14 protein-coding genes are annotated in these 15,166 nt (G+C 45.8%); 8 read left to right on the plus strand and 6 right to left on the minus strand.

Annotation, left to right across the window (positions count from 1 at the left end):
- Nucleotides 1-45: 45 nt before the first annotated feature.
- On the minus strand, nt 46-807 hold the full coding sequence (locus BK127_RS11790; protein WP_076230238.1) for a thioredoxin-like domain-containing protein: 762 nt from the start codon (nt 805-807) through the stop codon (nt 46-48).
- A 243-nt stretch (nt 808-1,050) separates the two neighbouring features.
- On the opposite strand from BK127_RS11790, the gene BK127_RS11795 reads away from it, so the two are divergent.
- Complete coding sequence (locus BK127_RS11795) at nt 1,051-1,611, plus strand: nitroreductase family protein (RefSeq protein ID WP_076230239.1); 561 nt, start codon at nt 1,051-1,053, stop codon at nt 1,609-1,611.
- A 113-nt stretch (nt 1,612-1,724) separates the two neighbouring features.
- Nucleotides 1,725-2,222 carry a MarR family transcriptional regulator gene (locus tag BK127_RS11800; protein WP_076230240.1) on the plus strand — a complete coding sequence of 166 codons (498 nt, stop codon included), beginning with the start codon at nt 1,725-1,727 and terminating at the stop codon, nt 2,220-2,222.
- A 137-nt stretch (nt 2,223-2,359) separates the two neighbouring features.
- Here the strand turns inward: BK127_RS11800 and BK127_RS11805 are convergent, their stop codons facing one another.
- Both BK127_RS11805 and BK127_RS11810 read right to left on the minus strand, forming a co-directional pair.
- On the minus strand, nt 2,360-3,196 hold the full coding sequence (locus tag BK127_RS11805) for a sulfurtransferase (protein ID WP_076230241.1): 837 nt from the start codon (nt 3,194-3,196) through the stop codon (nt 2,360-2,362).
- 62 nt (nt 3,197-3,258) lie between these two features.
- A complete protein-coding gene (locus BK127_RS11810; protein WP_076230242.1) occupies nt 3,259-4,563 on the minus strand; it encodes an LLM class flavin-dependent oxidoreductase in 1,305 nt (434 codons plus the stop codon).
- Between the two features lie 225 nt (nt 4,564-4,788).
- On the opposite strand from BK127_RS11810, the gene BK127_RS11815 reads away from it, so the two are divergent.
- Both BK127_RS11815 and BK127_RS11820 read left to right on the plus strand, forming a co-directional pair.
- Complete coding sequence (locus tag BK127_RS11815) at nt 4,789-6,519, plus strand: ABC transporter ATP-binding protein (RefSeq protein WP_076230243.1); 1,731 nt, start codon at nt 4,789-4,791, stop codon at nt 6,517-6,519.
- Entirely contained in the window at nt 6,512-8,332 is a 1,821-nt protein-coding gene (locus BK127_RS11820; RefSeq protein ID WP_083689240.1) for an ABC transporter ATP-binding protein, read from the plus strand. Before BK127_RS11815 ends, BK127_RS11820 begins: the two co-directional genes overlap by 8 nt.
- A gap of 13 nt (nt 8,333-8,345) precedes the next feature.
- Here the strand turns inward: BK127_RS11820 and BK127_RS11825 are convergent, their stop codons facing one another.
- On the minus strand, nt 8,346-9,095 hold the full coding sequence (locus BK127_RS11825) for an alpha/beta fold hydrolase (protein ID WP_076230244.1): 750 nt from the start codon (nt 9,093-9,095) through the stop codon (nt 8,346-8,348).
- A 178-nt stretch (nt 9,096-9,273) separates the two neighbouring features.
- Between BK127_RS11825 and BK127_RS11830 the strand changes: the two genes are divergently transcribed.
- A complete protein-coding gene (locus tag BK127_RS11830; protein WP_076230245.1) occupies nt 9,274-10,260 on the plus strand; it encodes an aldo/keto reductase in 987 nt (328 codons plus the stop codon).
- Between the two features lie 89 nt (nt 10,261-10,349).
- On the opposite strand, the gene BK127_RS11835 is transcribed toward BK127_RS11830, so the two are convergent.
- Nucleotides 10,350-10,709: a type II toxin-antitoxin system PemK/MazF family toxin gene (locus tag BK127_RS11835; protein ID WP_179097449.1), complete on the minus strand. Its 360-nt coding sequence runs from the start codon at nt 10,707-10,709 to the stop codon at nt 10,350-10,352.
- A 13-nt stretch (nt 10,710-10,722) separates the two neighbouring features.
- Entirely contained in the window at nt 10,723-10,905 is a 183-nt protein-coding gene (locus BK127_RS43655) for a hypothetical protein (RefSeq protein ID WP_179097450.1), read from the minus strand.
- A 207-nt stretch (nt 10,906-11,112) separates the two neighbouring features.
- On the opposite strand from BK127_RS43655, the gene BK127_RS11840 reads away from it, so the two are divergent.
- The 3 genes from BK127_RS11840 (at nt 11,113) to BK127_RS11850 (ending at nt 15,092) form a co-directional block, all read left to right on the plus strand.
- A complete protein-coding gene (locus tag BK127_RS11840) occupies nt 11,113-11,499 on the plus strand; it encodes a MerR family transcriptional regulator (protein ID WP_256711266.1) in 387 nt (128 codons plus the stop codon).
- Between the two features lie 234 nt (nt 11,500-11,733).
- Nucleotides 11,734-14,370 (plus strand): ATP-binding protein, encoded by a 2,637-nt coding sequence (locus BK127_RS11845; protein ID WP_076230248.1) that lies wholly within the window; start codon nt 11,734-11,736, stop codon nt 14,368-14,370.
- Nucleotides 14,367-15,092 (plus strand): response regulator transcription factor, encoded by a 726-nt coding sequence (locus tag BK127_RS11850; protein ID WP_076230249.1) that lies wholly within the window; start codon nt 14,367-14,369, stop codon nt 15,090-15,092. The genes BK127_RS11845 and BK127_RS11850 overlap by 4 nt, the downstream gene beginning before the upstream one ends.
- Nucleotides 15,093-15,166 lie beyond the last annotated feature (74 nt).

Consider the following 15,166-nt stretch of genomic DNA (forward strand, 5'->3'; position numbering starts at 1 on the left):
GTACGGCGTGCTTATTGGTCTATATTAGGTGCCCAGGAGGGTCCTTTACATGGTACCGCCGTTTTGGCGAATTTCAACAGGAATTTCTTCTGGACCTTTATTGATATATTTGTAAATAAACGTGCCTATCTTGGCTTCATCAAAACTTGCCAGCTCCATCGTTTTGGTCCAGGCGGTCACAACAACTTCCTTGTCCGATTGTATGTCACCGTAAGGCACGGCCAGAACGCCGGAGCCTGCTTTTTTATATTTAGTCAGCGCCGTGATTTTGGCGATCAACTCAGGCGATGCGTCCTTATGGTAATAAATAATAATATCGCCATGCTCCAAATTGTGGACCAACATCTCGTTAGTTGGTTTTTCTTTGTAAAAACCATATTTCAAATCGTGTGGACTGTGCGTACCTGATGTAGGGATTTTCATCTCATAGGTCACAGGGGCTTCGGAATGCCCTCTACCGTAATCTTTATCGTCGGTTACCTGGATGGCAGCGTTATAATTCAGATTATCAATATTCGTTTTACTGGCTGCATTAAGAATCGCGTAAATTCCCACAACTACAATAGCAGCGCCAAGCAAAGAATGCGAGATGACGAGAGTGGTTTTATTTTTCTTTTTCAAGGCGACCTTCTCGGCCTTTTTCAAGCCACTCGCATTTTCCTTTTTCAATTGTGAAGCATATACATAACCAATAATGGATAATGCCAAAACGATCAATCCAATATACAAAAGCAAAGTACTCGTACCACCAGTCCCATGCTGCATATTCGCGTGCATATCCATATTCATTTCCAGCCTTGCGTTCATGATGCTTAGTCCTCCTCAATTATATATGTGTGCCAATCCTACTGCCCTTCAATGCCTGGAATCAACTTCACACTATGTATTGTAGTGTATCGCTTGAGTAATTTCAAGTTTCCCTGGACTCCAACAAATTCCACTTTCCCAGACTATGATTAACAAATTGCTATTGACGATTTTGGTTTACCCGTTTATATTTATATTGTTTCATATGAAACAAAAAAAGTGTCCGAGAGGAATGAGTTCATATTGAGTATTTCGGCAACGATTCGGGGTAGAAGGAGCATTCGTCGTTTTAATGACCGCATAGTTCCAACCGATGTGATACTGGGAATTTTAAATGATGCTATATGGGCGCCCAATCATGGATTACGGGAGCCGTGGCGATTTATTTATGTTGAGAAACCGGAAGCCAAAGAAAAAATGGCCGATTTGATGTTTGAAGCAGGGAGTCATCTGAAACGATTGAAGCTTTTACCTGAGAAATTAAAGCAGGTGATGAAACGTAAAATCGTTCAGATCCCTGCCAACCTGATCGTGGTTATGAAGTTGGATAGTCATGCTCACAAGCAGGAGGAGGATTTTGCTGCGGTATGCTGCTTGATGCAAAATATACAGCTGTTGGGCTGGGAGCAGGGACTAGGCATGATATGGTCATCGATGGAATTTATATATTCGCCCATTTTTTATGAAGGCATGGGTGTAAAATCCGGAGAAAGAGTTGTAGGTATTCTCCATATGGGCTATTTCGACAAAACACCCAAGCCTGGGACACGAACGCCAGCGGATAAGAAATTAACGATCATGTAGTCATAATTGTTTCATTCGAAACAAATTAATTTTGCCGTGGGGTGGTTTCACAATCAACGGAACCTGAGCTATAATGAAGCTTGAGATCTGGATGTAAGGAGTCGTTACCACCCATGGATATGAATGAGTCTACGAAGCATGCGATTTTTGAGCTGGGCGTGAGGATCTTTTCGCAGCACGAGCAAAGCATGGCTCGGATCAAGGATCAGATATTATTGGAAATTGTAGATAGTAAAATGAATGTAAACAATCTCAATCTGACTGATATCCACGTCATTGCCTGTATTGGGTCGTATGAACCGATAAATGTAACCTCTATCGTCGATAAAATAGGTGTTTCCAAAGCCAGTATATCGAAGATTGGGGTCAAGCTGCACAAAATGAAGCTGATTCGACGAACACAGCTGAACGATAATAAAAAGGAAGTTTACTTTCTGCTGACCGCAGAAGGGCAGAGGCTGCATAAGCTTCATGAGCGAATCCATAACGACATTGAAGCTTCGATCGTTCGGTTTCTATCCGTTTATACACCTGAACAGCTGCTTTTCGTCAAAGGATTTCTTCAGGACGCCTTGAATTTTACAACGATGCTGAATCCAGCCGAGAAGTAAAGATATAGCGTGGGGGAGAAGGTCCCCCTATTAACAGAATCTCATCCAACGGGTTCATTAAGAAGCACGCAGCGATCAGCTCGGGACTATGAAGAAGCTCCCGAGCTCAAGGAAGCTATGAGCAGAGCATGGCAGTATCAGGTCACAACCTCCGTATGCGCTGCATTTCCCCACTCATCCCAGGAGCCTTCATAGGGGCGTACATCGGAATAACCGAGTAATCGCAAGACGAAGTACGCATGTGCACCTCGCTGATTGGACTGGCAGTAAGGGACAATCGTTAGCTCCGGTTTAAGGCCTACAGCTGCAAAATCCTGCTGTAACGTTTTGTAATCCTTGAAGCGTACAACATCCTGCTCATCTGCCACAGCGAGTGCATCTTTCCATTCCTTATGAATTGCTCCCCGAATATGACCGCTTTTAAGATTGGACCGCTGATCGGCACCGGTGTATTCCTCCCGTGATCGAACATCAAGCAGAAGACTGTTGTTTAATCCATCCTGAATGTTATTTCGTGAAGTGACACGTTGCTTATCGGCGGTTAACGTGAGCGAGCCTTTTGTCACAAGCGGTGGCTCCTTCTCCGATACCTCTTTGCCAGCTGCAGTCCAGGCGATATACCCGCCATTCAGCAGTTTAATCTGATCCCGCAGACCAAAATATTCCAGTACATAAAAGACTCTTGTCGCTAGAACACCGCTCCCATCATCATAGACAACAACCGTTGTTCCATTGCTGACGCCTGATTGCTCCAGCAGCTCTTTGACTGTATCTTCCGAAGCGAACTTATATTGAGAAGGGTTCTTTAAGAGTTTGGCATCAATATGGATCGCGCCGGGGATGTGTCCAGCTTCATAGCCTTTGGCCCGGGCATCTAGCAGCACGACCTCCGGGGAGCCGAGATTTGCTTCGACCCAAGGAACATCTACAAGCAAATGTCCATTAGGATAATCCGATTCGTTGTGGGCAGTCATAATAAATCCTCCTTGTTAAATGATGAAATGATGTATGGGATGAAGTGGATACAGTGTGAGAATCAACCGAGACCGAGGTTTTCCCGTAAGGTTTGCTTGTCATAAGCTGTAGGAAACAAGCCTCTGCGCTGCAACTCGGGAACCACCAACTCCAGAAAATCATCCGTCCCCCCGAAGGTGAGCTGTGGCATCACACTGAATCCATCGGCCGCCTCTTCTACGAACCAAGTTTCCATCAAATCCGCGATATGCTCAGGTGTACCCACAGCCTGGAGCTGACCGGCACCTACCCAATACTTGTTCAGCAGTTCACGTATCGTCAGCTTTTCTTTGACGATGATCTTTCTAACCATCTGGTGAAAGGTTTGATAGGCATTAACCTGACTCGGCTCAGGAAGCTCGGGGAACGGATCATCAAGTGAATAAACCGAGAAGTCGATTCCGAGTAAGTTCGATATAGACATCACTGCTCGTTCAATAGGGGCAATTTGTTGAAGCTCGTTCGCTTTTTCCTGGGCTTCCGCATCTGTTGCACCGACAATGACGAGCAGTCCTGGCAATATTTTAATACTGTCCGGAGAACGTCCCGCCGCCGCTGTCCTTGCTCGGATATCCTGATAGAACAGCTTGGCATCCTCCAATGAATTTTGAACGGTAAAAATAAGCTCGGCATATTGGGCGGCAAACTGTTTGCCTTCTTCTGATGCGCCTGCCTGGACGAGCAGGGGTCTACCTTGTGGAGGGCGCATAATATTCAGTACACCACGAACCTTGAAATATGTCCCTTCATGATGAATATCATGAACCTTGTCGACATCGGCGTAGATCCCCGAGGCTTTATCCTGAACCAGGGCGTCTTCCTCCCAGCTGTCCCACAATTTCAGTACGACCTCTGCGAATTCATGAGCTCTTTCATAACGTTCTTTATGACTGGGCAACTGCTGCAGTCCAAAGTTAAAGGCTGTGCGCTCCACGCCCGTGGTCACCATATTCCAGCCGGCTCGGCCCCCACTGATATGATCGAGTGAAGCGAATATTCTCGCAAGATTGTAAGGCTCGTTAAAGCTTGTAGAAACGGTGGCAATCAAGCCTATTTTCTCCGTTACTGTAGCAATGGAGGATAACAATGTCAACGGCTCGAACCCCAGGATGGGACCATGCTGGACAGCCTTTGCTTCAATAGACAGTCCATCCGCGATGAACAGCGAATCAATTCGTGCAGCCTCTGCCCTAATGGCAATCTGTTGAAAATGTTTAATGTCATGTACTTCTTCCAGCCTTGTACTGGTATGGCGCCAGGCTCCTCGATGAGAACCCGCATTGTTCAAAAAAAGATTTAAGATCATTCTACGTTTGGATGGGCTCATCATTCATCACCTTTTTTAAGTAGTAGTTTGAAGCTTGAGCTCTCAATGCCTTGTCGTATATAGGATTATATTATTGTAATATTTTCCTGCGGCATTGTAAACTATTCACATTGAAATAGTTGGATATTATTTTAAGTTGTTGATATTTCGTAATTGAGAGGTATAATTTTAAATAATCCATTTTGTAAAATAATATGATAGCCAACAAAAGTTAGGGGATAAGTTATGCGCATCATCATGTCGTTTCTGAAGCCTTACCGGGTGGCCATGGTTATTGCTTTGTTATTGATGCTTGTTGAATTAATGGTCGAGCTGTTCCATCCGCTGCTCATGTCCAAAGTCATCGATAACGGAATTGTTCATCAGGATCTCTCTGTCGTGCTGTTCTGGGGAGGCGTAATGATTGTTATTTCCTTACTTGGTTTTGTCGGCGGGATTGTGAACTCATTCTTCGCCGCGCATGTCAGCCAGAACTTCGGGTTCGAGATTCGCAAAAGCCTGTTTACGAAGGTGCAATCCATTCCATTTGCTCAGTTCAATCAATTTCAGACCTCTTCCTTAATTACGAGAATTACAAGTGATGTCACCCAGCTCCAAAATACGGTATTTATGGGCTTGCGAATCATGATGCGGGCTCCATTGTTTATGATCTTTGGTATGGTGATGGCGATGATGGTTCATTTTAAAGTGGCACTTATTCTAGTCGTCATTACGCCGCTGCTCATATTGTTATTAGTTTGGATGATGAAGAGAGCGTTCTCATTATTTCGCTCTGTGCAGGAGCGGCTGGATCAAACCAATGGGGTGCTGCGGGAAAATTTGATGGGAATCCGGCTCATTAAAGCGCTTGTAAGGGGCAATCACGAAATCAAGCGTTTTTCACAGACCAATGAAGCGCTGATGGACCGGACGATGGCGGCTCTGCGATTAATTGAGCTGACCATACCGCTGCTGCTGTTGGTGATGAACCTGAGTATCCTGTTCATTCTCTGGTCAGGACATCTGCAGGTGAACACAGGGGATGCGACGATCGGCCAAATTGTAGCAGTCGTCAATTATGCAACGCGGATTACAGGCTTATTCTCTACGATCTCGATGCTGGTTATGGCTCTCTCGCGGGCCAAAGCCTCAGCGACAAGGGTAGCCGAGGTGTTAAGCTCACCTGAGGATATTGACAATTCCGTACCTGTGTCAGCTGCACATCAAATAACAAAAGGCAGTATCGTATTTGACAACGTATCGTTCCGATATCCCGATATGACCGAGGATGTGTTGAAGTCGATTTCCTTTAAGGCTCGTTCTGGGGAAACCATTGCTGTGCTTGGAGCGACCGGCTCGGGGAAAACCTCCTTATTCCAACTCATTCCCCGTTTATATGAGTCAACTCAAGGCAGGATAAGGATCGATGGTCATGAGATCCGTACCTTCAACCCGAGTGTGCTGCGCAGCGAGATCGGTTATGTACCTCAAGAGGTTGTGCTGTTCACTGGAAGTGTGAAGGAGAACATCATGTGGGGCTGTGATAATGCTACGATGGAGGAAGTGATCGAAGCCGCCCAAAAAGCCCAGATTCACGAGACGATCCTGAGCTTGCCGCAGCAGTATGAAACGATTGTCGGGCAAAAAGGTGTTAATTTGTCTGGCGGCCAAAAACAGCGGATCTCGATTGCCAGAGCTCTACTGCGCAAGCCCAAGCTGCTGCTGTTGGATGACAGCACAAGTGCACTGGATGTCAGAACTGAATCAAGATTGCTCGAAGCCTTGAGAACGCTTAGGTGTACAACCTTGATCATCACGCAAAAAATCGCAACGGCGATAGCTGCGGATACGGTACTCCTATTGGAGGAAGGAAGCTTGCTGGCTTCGGGCGATCATCAAGAGCTGCTCGCACTATCTGCACTTTATCGAGAGATCGTTCAATCTCAAATCAGAGAGGAGAACGTACAACATGCCTAATCAACCGGACCCGCAACGGAAGGTGAACCCGAAGGCTATCAAACCCGGTGAATCTTCCCCGAAGAAGCTTCCCAAAAACTGGAGCGGTACATTAAGAAAAATATGGCGTTATTGCTCTGTACATAAAGGCTTGCTTGTTTTGATTTTCCTGATGGTTCTTATAAGCTCTTCGCTTGGTCTGCTTGGACCGTATTTGCTCGGCGTAGCGATTGACAAATTTGTGGTTTCGTCTACTAGTGACGGACTTATTATGCTGCTCATCCTGTTAGCCGGAACTTATGTACTGTTTTCGCTTTCTTCCTGGCTGCAAAATTATTGGATGATCGGTGTGGCCCAGAAAACAGTCTATGCGATGCGCGAGGATTTATTTCGACAGCTGCACAGACTGCCGATTTCGTTCTTTGCCAAACGCCAGCATGGGGAATTAATGAGTCGGCTAACGAATGATATTGATAATGTGAGTCAAACCTTGAACAGCTCTTTTATCCAGCTTATTTCCAGCTTGTTTACGTTCACGGGTATGATTATTTTGATGATTTGGCTCAGTCCGCTGCTTACCTTAATCACCGTTGTCATTATTCCGGTTATGTTCCTGGGAATGAAGTGGATTACGGCGCGTACGAGCAAATATTTTAAGGAACAGCAGCAAAATTTGGGTGAGCTTAATGGTTTTGTTGAGGAAACCTTATCCGGGCAAAGTATTGTCAAGGTATTCTCACGCGAAGAGCAGATGACGGAGATTTTTTTGGCGAAGGCACAGAAACTGAAAGTATCAGGCTATTGGGCGCAAACCTATTCAGGTTTTATCCCGAAGCTGATGAACGGGCTAACGAATGCAAGCTTCGGGATTATTGCCATCGTCGGCGGAATCCTCGTCATGCACGATATCATCTCGATCGGTATCGTTGTCACGTTTTCTGAATATGCGAGACAATTTATACGTCCATTAAACGATCTGGCCAATCAATTTAATACTTTCTTGTCGGCGATTGCTGGTGCTGAACGGGTTTTTGAAGTGCTGGAGGAGAAGGGTGAAGTCAATGACGAGCAGGATGCCATGGAACTGCCGGAGCTGCGGGGAGAGATCATATTCTCCGATGTAGCCTTTTCCTACAACGAGCAAGTCCAGATTTTACGAGACGTCAGGTTCCGTGTAGCACCGGGTGAAACTCTGGCCTTGGTCGGCCCTACAGGTGCCGGCAAATCCACCATAGTTCAGCTGTTGTCCCGCTTCTATGATGCGGATTCTGGCCAAATTTTTATTGACGGCCATGATATCACTAACATTCAACGGGCGAATTTACGCCGACATATGGGCTTTGTTTTGCAGGATTCATTTTTGTTTCAAGGAACTATTCGCGATAATATTCGTTACGGAAGGCTGGATGCTACAGATTCCGAGGTGCAGCAGGCAGCGATTTCAGCGAATGCGCATGCTTTTATTATGAAGCTGCCGATGCAGTACGATACGATGCTTAAGCAGGACGGCAGCGGCATCAGTCAAGGTCAAAAGCAGTTGATGTCGATCGCCAGAGCAATTCTCGCTGATCCCTCGATTCTGATTCTGGACGAAGCTACGAGCAGCATTGACACCATAACCGAGCTCAAAATACAGGAGGCTCTGTTCCGTCTGATGAAGGGCAGAACGAGCATAGTGATAGCGCATCGACTGAACACGATTCAGCAGGCGGATCAGATTCTTGTCGTCGACAAGGGAACGATTATTGAGAAGGGCTCTCATGACTCCTTACTGCAGCAAAAGGGTTTTTATTATGGGCTGTTCCACAATCAGTCCAACGAAGAGCCGGCTTAACGCTCTGTAGAGTCTAATCTCTTCCCGCTTCATACAATTGTCGGGCCAGACGGACTGGTTCAGCTTTGGCAGTAGACATATGATCACCGTGACCTTGAATGAAACGGAATAATCCCAATCGATTGGACATGTGAGGGTGCCAGCCATACATCTGACTGCCTTGAGGCAATGCGGTATCTTCCATAAGGTACACATAGCTCTTAGGGATGTTCAGGCTATAAAACTTGGTGAGATTCAGCTTTTCAAAGAGAGGTTGGGCGGGCTCCGGTGATATTTGACTATACATGTGCTGAGCTTGCTCCAGACTTGCCAGGTTAACAAAGGTTTCCCGAAACAATGGGAAGGGAAGCATGATGGTATCGTCCTTGGAGCTTTGTCTGATCTGTTGAAATGCCTCCCGGGCAGAGTCAGGTAATTCATCAGCTACACTTTGCCCATCAAGCAGAACAAAAGCATCGAGAAATACGAGACGGTGTATGCGATCGGGTACGAGTTCGGCCACCTTTTGAATGACAGATCCACCAAAGCTGTGGCCGACCAGAATGATGTGGTGCAAGTTCATGGACTGGATGAAATGGGCAACCGATCTTGAGATCATCTCGTGGGTAACAGCCTTGTTCGGATCAGCACCATGTCCCGGATATTCAGGCGCATATACGATATGCCCCATTCTTCGCAATTCAGCGGCTATACTATCCCAAAAGCTGGAATCAGCCCATGATCCATGGATAAGAACAAAGGTAAGCGGTCGATTTGGGTACATGTGAATTCTCCTTTACAATCAGATGTATCAGCATATGTCTCAATATGCGTAAATATCCTTTGATCGTTTATGCGAATGCTTGTCCTTCTAAGGAGATTTATAATTCTGGCTTCCACAATGTTACAATAGAAAAGGTACAATCAGCTCCAGATCAAATTCAGGAAAAGAGGCTGCCTTGATGGAAAAAAGAGCATTGGGAAAAACAGGGCTTCAGGTATCGGCCCTTGGTTTAGGATGTATGGGGATGTCGGATTTCTACAGCGGGCAAAATGACGAGGAATCCATTCAAACGATTCAACGTGCGCTTGATTTAGGGGTTAATTTCCTGGATACCGCAGATATGTACGGTGTTGGAAGAAATGAAGAATTGGTAGGCAAAGCGATTCAGTCACGACGTGACGAGGTTGTTCTTGCTACCAAGTTTGGCAATGTCAGAGGGCAGGATGGAAGCTTTCTGGGTGTTAAAGGAACTGCCAATTATGTCAAAGAAGCGTGTGAAGCGAGCCTTCGTCGATTAGGTGTTGACCATATTGATCTATACTACCAGCATCGCGTGGACCCGAACACACCGATCGAAGAAACCATCGGAGCCATGGCTGAACTGGTCAAAGAGGGAAAAATCCGTTACCTCGGTATGTCGGAAGCTTCTCCGCAAACAATCAGACGAGCTTACGTTGTACATCCAATTACTGCCTTGCAGACGGAATATTCTTTGTGGAGTCGTGATGTCGAGGATGAAATTTTGCCTGCTTGCCGTGAGCTGGGCATCGGGTTTGTGCCTTATAGCCCATTGGGTAGAGGTTTTCTGACGGGGCAGATTCAACGTTTTGAGGATTTAGCCGAGGATGATTACAGAAGACACTCCCCCAGATTTCAAGGGGAGAACTTTATAAAAAATATCGAGTTGGTTCACCGTATCGAAGAGATTGCCCAAGAAAAGGGCTGCAAGCCCTCTCAGCTGGCTTTGGCATGGCTGCTTCAGCAGGGAGAAGATATTGTGCCGATACCTGGTACGAAAAAAAGAATCTATCTTGAAGAGAATATAGGTGCCCTTAAGGTCCAATTGACTCATCAGGATTTGGCAAGGATAGCTGAATTCGCACCAAAGGGGATAGCAGCGGGCGAACGTTATGCGGAAGCTTCAATGAAAAGCTTGAATTTGTAAAGTGTAATTCCTAAATGTACAGCAAATGAGGTTCTCCTGCTGGAGAACCTCATTTGCTGTTGAAAAGCTATATCGTACATTCAAGTTTTTTAATATATATGTTTGCATGCAGTTATTACTTTGTTTAAGTCATGAGGATGCAGTTCACCTACATAACCTCGTGGAACCGACATACCATTGCGATCGGTAGGCTGTTGTCTCAAATCTTTCCGCAATAGGGTAAAGGGCTTAGCGGTTCTTACAAAGGAAGCTACAGTCAGGCCAGCTTCTTGCCAATAGTCAAGCGGGATATCAAACTGATCACGTGGCTCTTGTTTCGTTATAAAATTAACGATAAGTGCCAACGTATTATTGGCTTGTTCATTTCCAACAATAACGATGGGCCGGGGCGTATTCCTATTTTCCGTATTATTCCATACAGGAGTCACCCAAATATGACCTTGAATCATCCACAGAGTAGGATTAAATGTATCCGGCATATTCCTCGTCATAATCATTGTCTACTCCTTCAAATAAAAACCCGTAGCAAGTTCCAACGACGATGCCTATTTCCTGAATGACTTCGGTTTCTGAGGTACTCTTGTTGAATTCAGTGGAATCATCAAGTTTGTTATCGATGGAAATCACCCCTTCCGTATAAAACATTATATCAATGTATTGGAGGTTTGCCAACGAGTTGGAGGGCTATATTCAGTATTTCCAGTTAAAAGTCTAAACATTCATTGACCGAATATAAAATACATCTTGCTATGAAGTTCACTTTAAGGTGTTTGGTGGATAGTGTTGCAGCTATATAGGGAATTTTAAGAACATCTTTAAAAATACAGGAAGGTGAGAAGTATGGGTTTTTCGATGAAAGAAGCTTCAGAGCGTCTTGGTGTCCCCTCTCACACGATAAGATATTATGAGAAAGAAGGTCTGCTTCCATTCATTCAAAGAGATCAATATGGAAACCGGATTTTTGAACAAAAAGATTTGGACTGGATGGCGCTAATGTCGTGCTTCCGCGCGACCGGTATGACGATTGCCGCTTTAAAGCAAATTGTCGATCTTGCCAATCAAGGCGATTCAACCCTAAGTGAAAGAAAGATGATAATGGAAAATCACAAGCTGGAGCTTCAAAAAAGACAGTTGGAGCTGGATAAAGCCTTTGAGGCTGTGAACTCTAAATTATCGATTTATGATTCCAGGCTGCAGCAACCGGATTCACCCCAAATGAATGAAATGAGGTTTTGCTAATGATTAATGAAAACACATTTCAAGCCCCGATCCTATCGGGATATGGACCACAAACCACCGCGAAGGAAGCGATGTAATAGTACGCTTAAGCGGCTGAAATCTGGGAATGCTCAGTTTCAGTCCTTTTGGCGTGTTTGGGTACTCATTACAGCTCTGTCTACACAGCACTACATATGATAAAATAAAGATAAAGTGATCCAGCTGGCAATGATGTCGGACAGGAAGGACTTACACATGAAGCATCTGCCATTACGTGTACATTTGACAAGAGCATTCACGATTATCGCCTTGATTCCGATACTGATTCTGGGCAGCATTCAGATCGTACAGATCAATCAAATTAAAGATGATTATAAACGTACCCAAATGCATACAACTCAACGGCTTGCCGATGCAGTCGAAGCTTATATTTATTACCGTCAAAATGCGATAGAGACATTGGGTGCGACGATCAGCGCTTCCCGTACTTCATTTCGCGATCGGGCTGGAATTACACCCAAAATCCAATCGCTTCAAGTTAGCCTCCCCGGATTGATCAATGTGGTTACTGCTGATCGAACAGGTATCGTAACCGCCTCTTATCCGGAAACCAATCCCGGCGGTGAGCCACTTGTAGGTGCTAGTCTTAGTCAGAATGGCTACTATGACGAGATGCTCAAATCTCAATCGACGATTATTACTACCTTGTTCCGTGGACTGCAAAGTGGTGGGCAACCGGATATCGTCATTGCTGCCCCCATTTTTAACGAGGATCGGCAATATGACGGATTTGTAGCCGCTACTCTCGATTTAAAACAGCTGGAGCTGCTGGTGACCAAATATGATTATGGGAAAAATACGTATCCTGTAGTGCTGGACCGCCTGAATCAAGTCATTTACCATCCGGACCGTCAACTAACGGCCACAATGAAAGATTTAAGCTCAGAAGCAGTCGTTCAGGCAGCAGGAGAGAACCCCGAGGGACTGGGCAGATATATGTCTTCCTTGAAGCAGCAAGAGGAGCTTGTCACCTATACTACGATCAGCGGGCTTGGCTGGAAGGTATGGGTCGGACGTTCTTATCAGACGGTCAATGAGACGTTGTTTAACTCTCTATTATTAACCTTTACGCTGCTGCTGCTTGCGATTGGCTTGACGATTGCACTTGGCTTCTTTCTTGCCAAAGGGCTGAATAATACGATTCATCTGCTCGTAGGCTACACGCAAAAGCTCGCTGATGGCAGCTACAAGGAAAGGCCAGAATCCACATCCATGCGTGGAGTTCCATACGAATTGAATGTATTGGCCAGCCGTTTTTTTCAAATGGCTCAGCAGGTGAACGAGAATCAGCAGGCGCTGCTCAGACTCAATGCGGAGCTTGAGAATCGGGTGGAGGAACGCACACAAAGCCTTTCTCGTAAAAACAAAGAGCTGGAAATCGTCAATACACTCATTACCCCTATAAGTCCTTCTCAGGAAACGCCGGAGCTTATTGAAGGAAGTATGGGTCAACTGCGCATGCTGTTGAATACGGACGTCCGGCTGCATCCTTCGTATGGGGAGGATACGCGCCCTCTGGGACTTTTTAGCAGGAAAAGAACAATCGTTGATGGAGGTAAGCATTCGCTCTCCCATGAATTAAAAGCCATGCCAACCTATATCGTTCCTGTACGTTCAGGTGCTATCGAGCTTGCCCAGCTGGCTGTTGCACAGGGGACTGAGGATGGAGCTATCACGGAGCAGGATCGCCATTTTCTTCATACGTTTGCGAACTCTGTCGCCATTATGCTGCAGAATGATCTACTGCTCAAAAGTGTTCAGCATGAGCATGCTACGCTGCAGGCTGTTCTGGAGAGTATGACAGATGCGATTGTACTGATCGATATGCAAAAACAGGTGGTATATGGAAATCGCCAAATGAGCGAAATGTTCGGGATTCCGACGCCTGATTTGCTGCAAATGAGCGAAGAGGTTATGTTTGAGACGATCAGCTTCCGAAGCCCTGATTCTCGCGAGGCCTTCTCATCATTGATAGCTCAGCAGGTTGCTGCAATTAAATTCAAACTCACAGCGAGCTCAGGAAAAGAACGTTTTATGACTGTCTCATCTTTTCATGTGCTTAATCAGGATCATGTCTATGGCCGAGGTTACGTGTGGCGCGATATTACGAAGGAGCATGAAGTCGATTCATTGAAAAATGATTTAATATCACTGGCGTCCCATGAATTTAAAACCCCGATAACCGGTATCAAAGGAAGTGTTGAAACGCTGCTCCGTACCGATGCCGATTGGGAAGAAAGCTTTAAGCAGGAACTTCTTGAAGGGATTCACGAGGATATTGGGCGTATTCAGCAATTGATAGAGGATTGGCTGGACATTTCCAAGATTGAAGCTGGTGCGATGAGGGTCAATCGAGAGCCGACCCGTATTCAATCTATAGTCAGGAACGCCATCAAACGGTTACCGAACGCAGACGAGCATTGGCTTGAGATCGATGCTTCTTTGGAGGACCGCCTGCCACTTGTTTATGCGGATAAGACTCGTCTGGAACAGGTTTTTGTCAACTTGTTTACGAATGCCATCCGATATAATGACAGACAGCCTCTCGTTCGGATATCAGCTGAGAGTGATGATACTTATGTGCATATCCGGGTTACAGATAACGGTACGGGCATTCATGCCGACCATCTGGAGCACATATTCGACCGCTTCTATCGGGTAGATCTGTCATCCAGCCGCCGTACAAGTGGTACGGGGCTTGGGCTTGCCATCTGCAAAGGCATTATGGATACACATGGCGGCCAGCTTCGCGTAGAAAGTACGGAAGGTGTAGGCAGCACGTTCATCGTTTCAATTCCCCAATATAATCCGAAAGAAGATGATACGCTGTGAAGAAACAAAAAATCCTCATTGTGGATGACGAGGCCAAAATATTGCGTTTCATCTCCGCTAATCTGAAGTCATTGGGCTATGAAACGATGACCTGTCTGAGCGGACTGGAGGCCATGGACAAGATCGATGAGATGGACCCAGATCTGATTCTTCTCGATATTATGATGCCAGGGATGGATGGGTTGGAGGTACTGCGCAGATTGCGCAGCTACTCGGACGTCCCTGTGATCATGCTGACCGCCCGCAGCAACTCAGATGATAAGGTACAAGGTTTGAATATAGGGGCAGATGATTATTTGACCAAACCCTTTTCGCTTGATGAGTTGTTTGCTCGTGTGAATGCCGTGCTGCGTCGCACCGACGGACGGGCCCTACAAACGGCAAACGCCAGTGAAATGAAACATGGTTCCATTACTGTTAACATGGCGCAGCGACGAATAAGACATCGGGAAACCGAGATCAAGCTGACGAATACCGAATATAAATTGTTCGTGCTGCTACTGCAAAATGTGGATAAAGTGATGACACATGAGCAGCTGTTAAGTGAAGTATGGGGCAGTGAATATCGCGATGATGTCGAGTATTTACGGGTAACGATCGCCCGGATTCGCCAGAAATTGAAGCACGTTAACACCGGGAGTCAATTGATAGTAAACTATCCTGGAGTTGGTTACATGATTCCTACGGAAAAAGAAACTACGGCGAATCAACCGGCACATTAGGAACAAGTAAAAAGGAAGACATCACACCCGCTGTAACGGGAGGTGTCTTCCTTTTGTGTATGTGATGGCCTTCT

The sequence above is a fragment of the Paenibacillus sp. FSL H7-0331 genome, from assembly GCF_001956045.1.

Excerpts from the sequence above, each read along its gene's own strand:
- BK127_RS11800 (WP_076230240.1), top strand. The coding sequence starts at position 1,725 with ATGGATATGAATGAGTCTACGAAGCATGCGATTTTTGAGCTGGGCGTG.
- BK127_RS11840 (WP_256711266.1), top strand. The coding sequence starts at position 11,113 with ATGAAAGAAGCTTCAGAGCGTCTTGGTGTCCCCTCTCACACGATAAGA.
- BK127_RS11835 (WP_179097449.1), bottom strand. The coding sequence starts at position 10,709 with ATGATTCAAGGTCATATTTGGGTGACTCCTGTATGGAATAATACGGAA.
- BK127_RS11830 (WP_076230245.1), top strand. The coding sequence starts at position 9,274 with ATGGAAAAAAGAGCATTGGGAAAAACAGGGCTTCAGGTATCGGCCCTT.
- BK127_RS43655 (WP_179097450.1), bottom strand. The coding sequence starts at position 10,905 with ATGTTTTATACGGAAGGGGTGATTTCCATCGATAACAAACTTGATGAT.
- BK127_RS11845 (WP_076230248.1), top strand. The coding sequence starts at position 11,734 with ATGAAGCATCTGCCATTACGTGTACATTTGACAAGAGCATTCACGATT.
- BK127_RS11825 (WP_076230244.1), bottom strand. The coding sequence starts at position 9,095 with ATGTACCCAAATCGACCGCTTACCTTTGTTCTTATCCATGGATCATGG.
- BK127_RS11820 (WP_083689240.1), top strand. The coding sequence starts at position 6,512 with ATGCCTAATCAACCGGACCCGCAACGGAAGGTGAACCCGAAGGCTATC.
- BK127_RS11810 (WP_076230242.1), bottom strand. The coding sequence starts at position 4,563 with ATGAGCCCATCCAAACGTAGAATGATCTTAAATCTTTTTTTGAACAAT.
- BK127_RS11790 (WP_076230238.1), bottom strand. The coding sequence starts at position 807 with ATGAACGCAAGGCTGGAAATGAATATGGATATGCACGCGAATATGCAG.
- BK127_RS11815 (WP_076230243.1), top strand. The coding sequence starts at position 4,789 with ATGCGCATCATCATGTCGTTTCTGAAGCCTTACCGGGTGGCCATGGTT.
- BK127_RS11805 (WP_076230241.1), bottom strand. The coding sequence starts at position 3,196 with ATGACTGCCCACAACGAATCGGATTATCCTAATGGACATTTGCTTGTA.